The sequence below is a fragment of the Sphingobium psychrophilum genome (assembly GCF_012927105.1).
GTDB lineage: Bacteria > Pseudomonadota > Alphaproteobacteria > Sphingomonadales > Sphingomonadaceae > Sphingobium > Sphingobium psychrophilum.
Genome location: NZ_JABBFV010000007.1, coordinates 10687 through 23726, shown reverse-complemented (window position 1 = coordinate 23726; position 13040 = coordinate 10687). Strand labels below are relative to the sequence as shown.

At 65.0% G+C, this 13040-nt stretch carries 12 protein-coding genes; 3 read left to right on the top strand and 9 right to left on the bottom strand.

Features of this window, described 5'->3' with window-relative positions; translation table 11 throughout:
- Nucleotides 1-510: 510 nt before the first annotated feature.
- Complete coding sequence (locus tag HHL08_RS11275) at nucleotides 511-969, top strand: response regulator (RefSeq protein ID WP_169573247.1); 459 nt, start codon at nucleotides 511-513, stop codon at nucleotides 967-969.
- 79 nt (nucleotides 970-1048) lie between these two features.
- Complete coding sequence (locus HHL08_RS11270) at nucleotides 1049-2377, top strand: AmpG family muropeptide MFS transporter (protein ID WP_169573245.1); 1329 nt, start codon at nucleotides 1049-1051, stop codon at nucleotides 2375-2377.
- Here HHL08_RS11270 and HHL08_RS11265 read toward each other — a convergent pair.
- The 7 genes from HHL08_RS11265 to HHL08_RS11235 form a co-directional block, all read right to left on the bottom strand.
- On the bottom strand, nucleotides 2362-2802 hold the full coding sequence (locus HHL08_RS11265) for a DUF6628 family protein (protein ID WP_169573243.1): 441 nt from the start codon (nucleotides 2800-2802) through the stop codon (nucleotides 2362-2364). The two genes, HHL08_RS11270 and HHL08_RS11265, sit on opposite strands and share 16 nt — an antisense overlap.
- 65 nt (nucleotides 2803-2867) lie before the next feature.
- Entirely contained in the window at nucleotides 2868-4202 is a 1335-nt protein-coding gene (locus HHL08_RS11260; protein WP_169573241.1) for a bifunctional folylpolyglutamate synthase/dihydrofolate synthase, read from the bottom strand.
- Nucleotides 4203-4236: 34 nt separating this feature from the next.
- Nucleotides 4237-5085: an acetyl-CoA carboxylase, carboxyltransferase subunit beta gene (gene accD / locus HHL08_RS11255; protein ID WP_169573239.1), complete on the bottom strand. Its 849-nt coding sequence runs from the start codon at nucleotides 5083-5085 to the stop codon at nucleotides 4237-4239.
- Complete coding sequence (gene trpA, locus HHL08_RS11250; RefSeq protein WP_169573237.1) at nucleotides 5082-5891, bottom strand: tryptophan synthase subunit alpha; 810 nt, start codon at nucleotides 5889-5891, stop codon at nucleotides 5082-5084. The genes accD and trpA overlap by 4 nt, the downstream gene beginning before the upstream one ends.
- Nucleotides 5892-5893: 2 nt before the next feature.
- Nucleotides 5894-7135 (bottom strand): tryptophan synthase subunit beta, encoded by a 1242-nt coding sequence (gene trpB, locus HHL08_RS11245; RefSeq protein ID WP_169573235.1) that lies wholly within the window; start codon nucleotides 7133-7135, stop codon nucleotides 5894-5896.
- A gap of 100 nt (nucleotides 7136-7235) precedes the next feature.
- A complete protein-coding gene (locus HHL08_RS11240; RefSeq protein ID WP_169573233.1) occupies nucleotides 7236-7880 on the bottom strand; it encodes a phosphoribosylanthranilate isomerase in 645 nt (214 codons plus the stop codon).
- A gap of 48 nt (nucleotides 7881-7928) precedes the next feature.
- Nucleotides 7929-8801 carry a lysophospholipid acyltransferase family protein gene (locus HHL08_RS11235; protein WP_169573231.1) on the bottom strand — a complete coding sequence of 291 codons (873 nt, stop codon included), beginning with the start codon at nucleotides 8799-8801 and terminating at the stop codon, nucleotides 7929-7931.
- A 52-nt stretch (nucleotides 8802-8853) separates the two neighbouring features.
- On the opposite strand from HHL08_RS11235, the gene HHL08_RS11230 reads away from it, so the two are divergent.
- On the top strand, nucleotides 8854-9969 hold the full coding sequence (locus HHL08_RS11230; protein ID WP_169573229.1) for a glycosyltransferase: 1116 nt from the start codon (nucleotides 8854-8856) through the stop codon (nucleotides 9967-9969).
- A gap of 44 nt (nucleotides 9970-10013) precedes the next feature.
- Here HHL08_RS11230 and HHL08_RS11225 read toward each other — a convergent pair whose 3' ends face one another.
- Together HHL08_RS11225 and gyrA are read right to left on the bottom strand one after the other, a co-directional pair.
- Nucleotides 10014-10361 carry a DUF952 domain-containing protein gene (locus HHL08_RS11225; RefSeq protein ID WP_169573227.1) on the bottom strand — a complete coding sequence of 116 codons (348 nt, stop codon included), beginning with the start codon at nucleotides 10359-10361 and terminating at the stop codon, nucleotides 10014-10016.
- Nucleotides 10358-13036 carry a DNA gyrase subunit A gene (gene gyrA, locus HHL08_RS11220; RefSeq protein ID WP_169573225.1) on the bottom strand — a complete coding sequence of 893 codons (2679 nt, stop codon included), beginning with the start codon at nucleotides 13034-13036 and terminating at the stop codon, nucleotides 10358-10360. The genes HHL08_RS11225 and gyrA overlap by 4 nt, the downstream gene beginning before the upstream one ends.
- Between the last annotated feature and the right edge of the window lie 4 nt (nucleotides 13037-13040).

Below are 13040 nucleotides of genomic sequence, written 5' to 3'. Positions count from 1 at the left end.
GGACGAACCCGATCACTGCCCCGATCACTGCCCCGATCACTGCCCCGATCACTGCGCGGCCGGTCGGCCCGGCTATCGTCTGTCTTGTCGAAACGCGACCTGGCGTCGCCCCGCGGTCCCGCAGTCGGGCGCGCATCGCCACGGCGGCCATCGCTCGGCCGTCCATCGCCCTGACGCCTCTCATCCTGTCGCTTCTCATCCTGCCGCGGCGCTCCGCCGCGTCCGGCTGGCGCGCCAGGACGCCCGCCCGATCCGCTCCGGCCGGGGCCGGTGGGGCGTTTTGGGCCGCCTGGTCCTGCCCTGCGGGGCGGTCCTGATTTTTTCGGCGGTTCCAAGGGCGGGTTCCTTTTCATGGGTACTGGCACTTCCCATATGGGTGTAAAGCCAGCAACAGGCTGAAATGTGCCGCTCCGGCGCTTGGGTGAGGGGGTTTGTTCCTCCCATCGGGCAACCGGGTGCGGGGGCGCGGCGTTTCATCGGGTGCATGGCGGAATCAGGGCGGATCGGCAAATGTTTTTCGGGCTTCTGAAAGAGGCAGGCGCGCGCCTGTCGCGTCGCAAGGCGATCCGCACCGTGCTGGTGGTGGAGGATGAGGCGCTCGTCGCCTTCGACAATGAACATGCGCTGGCGCAGGCGGGCTATCGCATTGCGGCTACGGTCGACGATCATGACCATGCCGTGCGGGTCATGGACGGTGGCGGCGTCGACCTGGTGATCGCTGACGTAGCCTTGCATGGCGAGAAAACGGGCATCGACGTCGCCCGTCACGCTGCCGCGCTGGGCCTGCCGGTCCTGTTCGTCACCGGGCGCTGCCCGATCGAGGCGCAGGCGCTGGCGGTGGGCTGTCTCGCCAAACCCTATGCCCCGCGCGATCTGATAGCGGCGATCGGCGTGATCGACGCCGCGCTGCGCGGCGCAAGGCGGCCCAAGCTGCCGCCGGGGTTCAGCCTGTTCCTGCCCGCGGACTGATCGCGGCACAGGACACTTGCCTGGCGGCGATCAGGCCATATGGTGGCGCGCAATTGGACCACCGGGGACGCACGCCATCATGACCGACGCCATACAGGGCCGCAGCCGCTGGCTCGACGCCGTGAAACCCTATGCGGAAAAGGGGCCATTGGCGGCCTTCTTCCTGGGGGTCTCTTCAGGCTTTCCTTATGCGATGATCGGCGCGACGCTGACCACGCGACTGGCACAGGATGGCATCGACAAGAAGGCCGTGACCGCCTTCACCCTGGCCTTTCTCGTCTATAATCTAAAGTGGCTTTGGGCCTGGGTGGTCGATGGCGTGCGCCTGCCGATCATCGGCCGGTTGGGGCAGCGCGTGTCATGGCTGTTGCTCGCGGGCGTTCTGGTCATGGCGGCGGTCGCCAATCTGGCCCTGGTCGATCCGACATCCAGCCTGTTGCAGACCGCCTATGCCGCCATCCTGGTCGGTGCAGCCGGCGCGACCTATGACATCGTGATTGACGCCTATCGGATCGAAACTTTGAAGCCCGAACAACTGGGCGTTGGATCGGGCATGTCGCAATATGGCTGGCGCATCGGATCGGTGGCGGCTGGCTCTCTGGCGCTGATCCTCGCGGCCCGCATCGGCTGGCAGGGCGCTTATCTCGCCTGCGCCGCCTTTGCGCTGCCGGCAATGCTCACCGGCCTTATCCTAGGCGAACCGGAACGGCATCGCGATCCCATCGCCCGGCGCGGCATGGGGGAGGTGATGGCGTCGATCACCGGGCCGCTGCTTGAGTTCTTCCGGCGCAAGGGCGCATTCCTCGTCCTGCTCTTCATCCTGCTGCACAAGATCGGCGACACGCTGGCGAACCTGACCTTTCGCCTGCTGTTCGACGATATGGGCTACACCAACGATGAAATCGTCATTTATGACGTCGGCATCGGTTTCTGGGCCTATCTGATCGGCATCTTCATCGGTGGCATCCTTTATGCCCGGATGGGCATGAAGCGATCCGTGCTGTTCAGCCTGATCCTGATGGGCGTGTCCAATTTCAGCTTCGCCGCGCTCGCCGCGCTGGGGAAGAGCAATTGGGGCATGGCTGGCGCCATCGGGTTCGAAAATATCGCCAGCGGAATCGGCGGCGTCACCGTCGTCGCCTATTTCTCGGCGCTCTGCGACCTGCGCTTCACCGCCGCGCAATATGCGCTGATCTCGGCGGCGGCCAGCATCGTCGGCCGCTTCCTGACCGGCACGACCGCAGGCACCCTGATCGAGCGGTTCGGCTATGTTGATTTCTACCTGCTGACGACCGCGCTCGCTATGCCTGGCATCCTGCTGTTCTGGCTGATGATGCGCGCGGGTCTGATCGACGCGAGCGTCGGCACCGCCGCCACGACCGATCCGGGGGATCAGCCCGCCGCGTAGAGATCCAGCGGCCGCCCCAGGTCGCTATGCGCCTGCGCCACCGCCTGCAGGCAGGTGAGTGCCCCCAGCGCATGATCGTTGCCCAGCAATTCGCTCACCTGTTCATAGGCCGCGTTGGGATCGCGCAGCGCGTCGCCCGTCGCCTGCATCATCAACGCCTCGTCGGCGGTCATGCGGGCGCAGCAGCAGGGCGCGACCAGGATCTTGCGGCTCGACGCGCGGGCCAGTTCCAGCATCATCGCGCGCATCAGCACCAGTGGCCGGCGATAACTGCGGCCGAACGCGCCCAGCATCGCATTGGCGGCATGGGCGTCATTCACCCCCGCGGTCGCCATCCGGCGCATGACGAACAGGAACAGGCGATTGCCATAGCCGCCCGGAATGGGCCGGGGCAGGTCGATGGGGGAAGTCTCTCCATAAGCCATAGAATCGCACCTTCTGCATGGGTCAGAAGCTCATCCTACGCTATTGGAGTCAGTCGCAAGTATAATCAGTCGGGCAGTTGTTCGTTCAGGCGCAAAATTTCGCCGGCCAGATAGAGCGAACCGCCGATCAGCAGCTTGGGCGCGGTATCGCCGAACGCCGCGCATTCTGCCGCGATACCGTCGATCGCCTGGCGGGCATCGGCATGGGCGGTGCAGCCGATGCCCCATTGGGCGGCGATGGCGGCGAAGCGCTCGGCCGGATGATGCTCATGGCCCGGCACCGGCAGGGCGTGGATATGCGCGACCTTGCCCGCGAAGGGCGCGAGGAAGGCGTCCACTTCCTTGTTCGCCAACATGCCGATCACGAGTTGGAGCTTATGCCCCTCCAGCCGCTCGGCGGTGAAGAAGGCGCCGATCGCCTCGCCCGCGCCGGCATTATGGCCGCCATCGAGCCAGGCCGTGGCGTCCTGCGGCAGGGCGTCTAGCAACGGTCCCCGATCCAGCCGCTGCAACCGCGCGGGCCAATGCGCCCATAGCGGCGCGGCCTTAAGCGCGGCTTCGGACAAGGGCACCGCGCTTTGATGGCGCAGCATGGCGAAGGCGAGCGCGGCATTCTGCACCTGATGCGCCCCGGCCAAGCGTGGCAGCGGCGTTTCCAGCCGACCCTGCTCGTCGCGATAATGCATCCGGTCGCGATAGATGGCCGCGTCCCAGCCATCGCCCTGTCCGATCCAGCGCGTGGACGCGCGGGCGGCGGCGTCCATCATCACCGGGAAAAGCGATTCGGCGTATCGCTGCGTCACCAGCGCCGCGCCCGCCTTGGCGATGCCGGCCTTTTCCGCGGCGATCTGGGCCAGCGTGTCGCCCAGAAACGCCTGATGGTCGATGCCAAGCTGGGCGATGCCGCACACCGCCGGGTCGACGATCACATTGGTCGCGTCTAGCCGCCCGCCCAGACCCACTTCGACGATGCAGGCGTCGGCCGGATGTTCGGCAAAGGCCAGGAAGGCGGCGGCCGTCGTCACCTCGAAGAAGCTGGCGTTCACCCCTTCGGCGATATCCAGAACCCGCTCCAGATAGCGGGCCAGCAGCACATCGGAAATCAGCTGGCCCGACACCCGGATACGCTCGTTGAAGCGCACCAGATGGGGGGAGGTAAAGACATGGACGGTCTTTCCGTCCGCTTCCATCGCCGCGCGCAGGAAGGCGCAGGTCGACCCCTTGCCATTGGTCCCCGCAACATGGAAGACGGGCGGCAGCGCGCGATGCGGATCGTCCAGCCGCTCCAGCAGCGCGGTGATGCGCTCCAGCCCCAATATGTCCGCGCCGGGAGACAGCGACCAGAGCCGGTCCAGTTGCGCCTGCACCTGTGCATCGTCCGAAACCGCATGGTCGGCCATGGCGCGCTTGTCCCCTTTTAGCGCGAGCGCTGGTTCAATCCGCCGCGCGGGGCGTCAGATAGCCGATGACTCGCGCCAGCGTGTCGCGCAATTCGCTGCGATGGACGACCATGTCGATCATGCCATGGTCCAGCAGATATTCGGCGCGCTGGAAGCCTTCGGGCAGTTTTTCGCGGATCGTGCTTTCGATCACGCGCTGGCCGGCAAAACCGATCAGCGCATTGGGTTCCGAAATCTGGATATCGCCCAGCATGGCGTAGCTGGCCGTCACGCCGCCGGTGGTCGGATCGGTCAACACGACGATATAGGGCAGGCCCGCTGCGTGCAGCTTTTGGATCGCCACGGTCGCGCGCGGCATCTGCATCAGGGACAATATCCCCTCCTGCATCCGCGCGCCGCCGGCGGCGGTGAAGATGACATAGGGGCATTTATGGGCGATCGCGTCATTGACGCCCTGGATGAAGGCCGCGCCCACGCCCATGCCCATGGAACCGCCCATGAAGGCAAAATTCTGCACGCCCATCACCAAAGGCACGTCATCAATTGCGCCGCGCGCGTTGATGAGGGCGTCCTGGTCCCCGGTCGCGGCGCGGGCGGCCTTGATCCGGTCGGGATAGCGCTTGGAATCTCGGAATTTGAGCGGGTCTTCCTGCACATGGGGCGTCGGCAGCAGGATGAAGCCGGCGTCCAATATCTGCTCGAACCGTTCCGACGGGCCGATCCGGCCATGATGGTCGCAGCGGGGGCAGACCGACAGATTCTCTTCCCATTCCTTGATGAAGATCATCTCATGGCAGGACGAGCATTTGTGCCACAGCGTTTCAGCGGTGCTTTCCTTCTTTGTGAAGGGCAGGGCGTTACGAACGCGGTTGATCCAGCTCATGCGGCTGTCTCCCGAATGTGAAGGGCGTCGCGCAGCGCGGCGACGAAGGTCTGGACGAAGGGCGCGGCGGCGTCGCCATGCGACCCGATGATATCGACGATGGCGGAACCAACGACCACGCCGTCGGCGATCCGACCAATGGCGGCGGCCTGCTCCGGACCGCGCACGCCAAAACCGACCGCGATCGGCAGGTCGGTTGCGGCCTTGAGCTTTGCGACCGCTATTTCGATCGATGCTTGGGCTGCCGACTGTTTGCCGGTGATGCCTGCGACCGAGACATAATAAAGGAAGCCGCTGGCGCCGTTCAACACGGTCGGCAAGCGCGCCGCATCGGTCGTGGGGGTGGCCAGGCGAACAAGATGGACACCAGCCGCGCGCAGGGCAGGGCCGATCTCGGCATCTTCCTCTGGCGGCGCGTCGACGCAGATCACGCCATCGACGCCGGCGGCCTTGCATTGGTCGGCGAACCAGTCACCGCCGCGGATCAGCATCGGATTGGCATAGCCCATCAGGATCAGCGGCGTATCGGGGTGACGCGCGCGGAAGTCGGCGGCGAGGGCGAAGATATGCTTGGTCTTCGTGCCCGACCCCAGGCTGCGCAGGTTCGCCAGTTCGATCGCGGGGCCATCGGCCATCGGATCGGTGAAGGGCATCCCCAGTTCGATGATGTCCGCGCCGCCCGCGACCAGCGCATCGAGTATGGCTGGTGTCGCGGCGACGTCCGGGTCGCCAGCGGTGACGAAGGTGATGAGCGCGGCGCGACCCTGCGACTTGCATACGGCGAAGCGGGAAGCCAGACGATCCATATTCACATCTCCACTCCCAGCGCGTCGGCGACGGTGAAGATATCCTTGTCCCCCCGACCCGACAGGTTGATGACGATGATCTTGTCTGCGTCCAGCGTCGGCGCGATCTGCTCGGCCGCGGCAACCGCATGGGCGGACTCAAGCGCGGGGATGATGCCTTCCAGCTTGCTGAGCGTCTGGAAGCTGGTCAGAGCCTCGTCATCCCTGATCGGCATATATTGCACCCGGCCAATCTCGTGCAACCAGCTATGTTCCGGCCCGATGCCGGGATAATCGAGGCCGGCGGAAATGCTGTGCGCTTCCGTGATCTGGCCGTCTTCATCCTGTAACAGATAGGTGCGGTTGCCATGCAATATGCCTGACACGCCGCCAGCCAGCGACGCGGCATGCTTCCCGTCCAGCCCTTCGCCGGCCGCTTCGACGCCGATCATCGCGACTTCCAGATCGTCCAGAAACGGATGAAACAGGCCGATGGCGTTGGAGCCGCCACCGACCGGCGCGATCAGCATGTCGGGCAGGCGGCCTTCGGCCTCCATGATCTGTGCGCGGGTTTCCTTGCCGATGATCGACTGGAAATCGCGCACCAGTTCGGGATAGGGGTGCGGACCCGCAGCGGTCCCGATGATGTAGAAAGTGTCATGCACGTTCGACACCCAGTAGCGCAGCGCGTCGTTCATCGAATCCTTGAGCGTCGATGACCCCGAATGGACCGGGATCACTTCTGCGCCCAGCAGCTTCATGCGGAAGACGTTGGGCTTCTGCCGCTCCACATCCTTGGCGCCCATGAAGATCTTGCATTCCATGCCGAACAGGGCGGCGACGGTCGCGGTGGCGACGCCATGCTGGCCCGCGCCCGTTTCGGCGATGACCTTCTTCTTGCCCATGCGCCGGGCAAGCAGCGCCTGGCCGATGCAATTGTTGATCTTGTGCGCCCCGGTGTGGTTCAGTTCTTCGCGCTTGAGGTAGATTTTCGCGCCTTTGCCCGGCTGCGCCTTGGCGCGCAGCGCCTCGGTCAGCCGCCCCGCATAATAAAGCGGGTTGGGGCGGCCGACATAGGAGCGCATCAATTCTGCGAACTCGGCGTCGAAGGCGGGATCGGCCTTGGCGGTCTTGTAGACCTTTTCCAGTTCCAGGATCAGCGGCATCAGCGTTTCGGCCACGTAGCGGCCGCCGAACGCACCGAAATGGCCATTGGCGTCGGGCTGCGATCGCAGGCTGTTGGGCAAGCTAATGATGTCGGTCATGGTTTCAGTCTTTCCGGGGACAGAGTTGGGCGTTCGCTTCGATGAAAAGGAAGCGATCAGCGCCATCGTTGTCCGATGCGCATCACGAAGGATGTCTGCGTCAACATGCGGACACCGCTTTGCAGAAGGCCATGATCTTGTCCACACTCTTGATGCCCGGCGCGCTTTCGACGCCGGAAGAAACATCGATCAGGGGCGCGCCGCTGATACGGATCGCTTCCACCACATTGTCGCTCGAAAGACCGCCAGACAGCCCCCATAGGGCCGGGATGGCCAGGCCGCGCAGCAGCGTCCAGTCGAAGCGAAGCCCCATGCCGCCGGGCAGCGCCGCGCCGTCTGGCGTCTTGGCGTCGAACAGCAACAGGTCGGCCGCGCCCACATAGGCGGTGGCGCCATCGATATCGGCGCGGGTCTTGACCGCTATCGCCTTCCACACCGGCAGGCCGAACCGCTGGCGGATGGCGGCGACGCGCTGCGGGCTCTCCTTGCCATGCAATTGCAGCGCGGTGAGCGCCCCGGTGCCGACCAGTTCGCCCAGCATCTCGTCGGTCGGATCGACGACGACGCCGACCTTTTCGATATGGGCGGGGGCATGGGCGGCGAGGCCGCGAATCTGGTCGGCCTCGACATGGCGCGGGCTTTTGGCGAAATGGACAAAGCCGATATGGCTCGCCCCAGCGCTGACCGCCGCGCCCACCGTTTCGGGCGTGGACAAGCCGCAAATCTTGATCGTGAGTCGGGACATGTCCCGCGCTTTAGCGGCGATCCGTCGCCAAGTCACATGGCCGAGGGATCATAGCGGCAGGACTGGGCCATGGCCGGGCAAGGTCAGGTCCATATCGTGCAGCGCCAGCCATTCGTCGGCATGAGCGATAGAGGCCTTGCCCAGATAATCGTCCACGGTAGCGACGATCGCGTCATCGCTCATCTGCGCCGGATCGAGCGGCGGATGCCAGTGCAGGTCGAAATGCGGGCCGCCGGTGCGGGCGAGATAGAAGGGCGTGAAGCGCGCACCCGACTTGCGCGCCAGCCGCAGCGCGACCGACAGATTGCCCGATGGCGGCAGGGCGCGGCCAAAGCGCGGGAACCAGACCTGGCCATCGCGCCGCTCATCGACCAAAATATAGAGCATCGCCCGATCCTTGGTCAGGTGGCGCACTATTCCGCGTGCCGCGCCGCCGCTGCCCGTGATCGCCTCGCCCATATAGCTTTGCCGCGCGCGCTTGAGCTGCGCCGCCACTCTTTCATTGTCGGGCGGGTCATAGACGCCAAGCGGCGGTCGGTCGGTCGCGGCCTTCAGATGCGCGGCCATCAGATCCCAATTGCCGATATGGGTCGTCAGGAAAATCATCGGTCCGGGCATGTCCAGCACCGCCTGATAGCCCGCCGCATCCTGCACCCTGACATGGTGGGGGCTGACCAGCCGGTCGATATTGGCCAGTTCGCCCAGCGTCCGTCCGATATTTTCCCAGCGCCGCGTCAATATCCGCTCCCGCTCCGCCTCGTCCAGATCGGGCCGCAGCAGGGCCAGATTGGCGCGCGCGCGGGCATCGCGAAGTTTCATCCGGGGCCGCGCGACATGCGCCGAGAGCCATCCGCCGAGCCAGGACGCCAGTCGCGCGGGCAGCAAACGCAACAGGGTGAAGAGAAAGGGATTGGACAGCATGGTGGAGAGTCATACAGCAGCATAAGTGACGGTAAAGGGGCGTGCGAACATCATGATCTGGTTCTGGATCATCCTCCAGATGCTGACGCTGGCAGGCGTGCTTCATTACAGGCACCATCTGCCGATGGACCGGCAGGAAGAAGCGCCCGATGGCGTAGTCGTGATCCTTAGCGTCCGTGACGATTGGGATGGCGGCGATGCGCTGATCGCGCGGCTGAAGGCCCAAAGCGCGTCGTTCCGGCTTTTGCTGGCGACGTCGGGCACCTGCCCGGCGGCCGACGCGCTGGCGGCGCGCGAAGGCGACTGGGTGCAACTCGTCGCAGCGGGCATGGCACAGGGTGAGGGGCGCAAGGTCCACAAGCTGCGCGCGGCGCTGCGGGCTTTACGTGCCGACGATCGCTACCTGATCTTCATCGACGCCGATATCGAGCCGCCGGTGCGGCTGGTCGGGCGATTGCTCTTCCCACTGGTGCGGGGCAAGGCCGATATCGTCACCGGCTATCGCCTGCTGCTGCCGGAACGCGGGGCGATGGCGACGCTGGTCGGCGCGGTCGAGTTGCAGTTGGCGACGCTGCCGCGCTTCGCCAGCGCGACCATGCCCTGGGGCGGGGCGATGGCCTTGACGCGGGTTGTGGCGGACCGGCTGGATCTGGACGAGGCGCTGGCCGGTCGTCTGTCCGACGACATGACGATTGGCCTCGCAGGTTGGCGCGCGAAATTGCGGCTGCGGCCGGTGCGCGACCTGCTGGTTGCCAGCCCGCTGGAAGGGCGGATGGCCGACCTGCTGGATTTCGGCGTTCGCCAATATCGCCATATCGCCACCAACAGCATCGGTATGTGGGGCCTGGCGACCGGGGTGGTGGCGGTGCAGGCCGGGGCTTGGGCCTGGGCGCTGGGCTGGGGCGGATGGATCGCGGTGACGATCGGCTATGGCGCAGCGTGGAGCCGGGCGCTGGTGCGCCGCTCCATCATCGGCGCGGTGCTGGAGCCGGAACAGGCGGCAAAGGCACGGCGATCGCTGCTGTGGGACATGGCGGCACCGTTCGCGGTGACATGGGCGCATCTGGCGGTGCAGGCGATGGCGGTCATGTCCAACCATATCCGCTGGGGCGGCTGGGACTATCGCGTCCGGCGCGGCCGGGTGGTGCATATGGAACGCACCCGCTAATCAATCACCGTTAGAGCGAACAGATCGAAAGCCCGTTTCCGGGGTTAAAATCCCGCCGGAAACTGATGCCGCCCATCGTCGCCGATGCGCAGCACGACCTTGCCCGCGACCGCGCCGATCGGCAGGTCGGCATAAAGGTGCGGGAACAGCGCGCCGCCGCGCGATTCCTCCCATCGTACCGCGTCGCCGAACGGCGCCAGATCGATCATCAGCATGACCAGCCGATCCTGCCCGGCGAAATGCTTGGCCACCGTTTCGGCCGCCTGATCGCGGGTCGACATATGGATATAACCATCGCTCAGGTCGATCGGTGCGCCCTTGAACACGCCGTCGGCCTTGAACTGGTCATATTGCGCCGCCGTCAGCACCTTGTAGGCGAAAAGGTCGCTCATGCGTCCGGTGTTGCCTCGGTCGGTTCGGCCTCTTCGCTTTCCTCGATCTTGGCGGCGCTCACGACATGCTCGTCCTTGGCCACATCGAACAGGCGGACGCCCGCCGAATTGCGGCTGATGACGCGCAGGCTGTCGAGGCCCATGCGGATCAACTTGGCCTGGTCGGTGACCAGCATCAACTGGTCCGCCTGGGTGGCGGCGAAACTGGCGACGACCGACCCGTTGCGGGCGATATTGTCGATATTGGTGATGCCCTGACCACCACGGCCTGTGCGGCGATAATCATAAGCGGACGACAGCTTGCCATAGCCATTTGTGCAAACGGTCAGGATGAACTGTTCCGCCGCGGCAAATTGCGCGGCGCGTTCGGCCGGCAGGGTCGATTCCGCGTCATTATCCTTCCACGGCGCGGCGCGCAGATAGGCCTCGCGTTCGTCCGGGGTAGCGTCGAAGCCCTTGAGGATCGACAGGGAAATAACCTCGTCATCGTCCTTTAGCGTCATGCCGCGCACACCGGTCGAGGTGCGGCTCTGGAATTCCCGGACGTCGGTCGCGGCGAAGCGGATCGCCTTGCCCTGGCGGGTGGCGAGCAGGACGTCATCCTCCTCGGTCAGCAGCGCCACGCCGATCAGGCGATCGTCGCTGCCTTCGTCGAAGCGCATCGCTAGCTTGCCGTTGCTGGGCACGTTGGCAAAGGCATCCATGCTATTGCGGCGAACTGTCCCGTTCGCAGTCGCAAACATGACATGCAGGTCCTTCCAGCTATCCTCATCCTCGGGCAGCGGCAGCACGGTGCGGATGGTTTCGCCGGGGCCGAGCGGCAGCAGATTGACCATCGGCCGTCCGCGCGTCGCTGGGCCGCCTTCGGGCAGGCGCCACACTTTCATGCGATAGACCTTGCCGGCGGTCGAGAAGAACAGCACCGGCGTATGGGTCGACGTCACGAACATTTCGGTGACGGCGTCCTCATCCTTGGTCGCCATGCCGGACCGGCCCTTGCCGCCGCGCGCCTGCGCGCGGAAGCTTTCGAGCGGGGTGCGCTTGATATAGCCTTGCACGGTGACGGTGACGACCATCTCTTCGCGCTCGATCAGATCCTCGTCTTCTATCCCGTCGGCAGCGGCGGTGATTTCCGACAGGCGCGGGGTCGCAAATTCCTTTTCGATCGCCTCCAACTCTTCGCGCATCACCGCATAAAGCTTAACCCGGTCGCCCAGGATCGCCAGATATTCGGCAATCGCTTCGGCCAGTTCGGACAGTTCCTTGCCGATCTCGTCACGGCCGAGCGCCGTCAGGCGATGCAGGCGCAGGTCCAGGATCGCACGGACCTGAATGTCCGACAGTTTGTAGACGTCGCCATGGACGTCACTCTCGATTGCTTCGACCAGGCGCAGGTAAGGCGCGATCTCGCCGATCGGCCATTCGATCGCCAACAGCTTTTCGCGCGCTTCGGCGGGGCTGGACGATCCGCGGATGATCTTGACCATCTCGTCCAGGTTGCTGACCGCGACGACCAGGCCCAGCAAGATATGCGCGCGGTCACGCGCCTTGTTCAGTTCGAACTTGGTGCGACGGGTGATGACCTCTTCGCGGAACTTGACGAAAGCTTCGATAATCTCGCGCAGGCCCAGCAATTCGGGGCGGCCCCCGCGGATCGCCAGCATATTGGCCGGGAAGCTCGACTGGGCAGGCGTGTTGCGCCACAACTGGTTCAGCACGACTTCCGGCGTCGCGTCGCGCTTCAGGTCCATGACGATCCGCACGCCTTCGCGGTTCGATTCGTCGCGAATGTCGCTAATGCCCTCGATCCGCTTGTCCTTGGCGGCTTCGGCAATCTTTTCGACCAGGCCGTTCTTGCCGACCTGGTAAGGGATGGCGGTCAGGACGATGGATTCCCGGTCGCCGCGTCCACTTTCGATCACATGGCGCGAGCGCATCATGATGGAGCCGCGCCCGGTATGATAGGCGCTGCGCGCGCCCGACTGGCCCAGGATCAGCGGTGCTGTCGGGAAATCGGGACCGGGGACGATCGCGATCAGTTCGTCGGTCGTGATCGCCGGGTTATCGATATAGGCGAGGCAGGCGCGCAGCACTTCGCCCAAATTATGCGGCGGGATATTGGTCGCCATGCCGACCGCGATGCCGCCTGCGCCGTTGACCAGCAGGTTGGGGAAGCGCGCGGGCAAAACCTGCGGCTCGCTTTCCGACGCGTCATAGTTGGGCGTGAAGTCGACCGTGTCCTTGTCCAGATCGTCCAGCAACGCGGTCGCGACCTTCGCCAGGCGCGCTTCGGTATAGCGCATGGCGGCTGGCGGATCGGGGTCCATGGAACCGAAGTTACCCTGGCCGTCGATCAGCGGCACCCGCATCGACCAGTCCTGCGTCATGCGCGCCAAGGCGTCGTAGATCGAACTGTCGCCATGCGGGTGATACTTACCCATGACTTCACCGACCAAGCGCGCGGACTTGCGATAGGGGCGGTTGTAGACGAAACCCGATTCCTGGGCGGAGAAAAGAATGCGGCGATGAACCGGCTTCAACCCGTCGCGCACGTCCGGCAGGGCGCGCGCCACGATGACGGACATGGCGTAATCGAGATAGCTTGCCTTCATCTCCTCCACGATGGAGATGGGGCTGATGTCCGAAGGGTCGGCGAGGACAGTCTCGTCGGTCAATGCG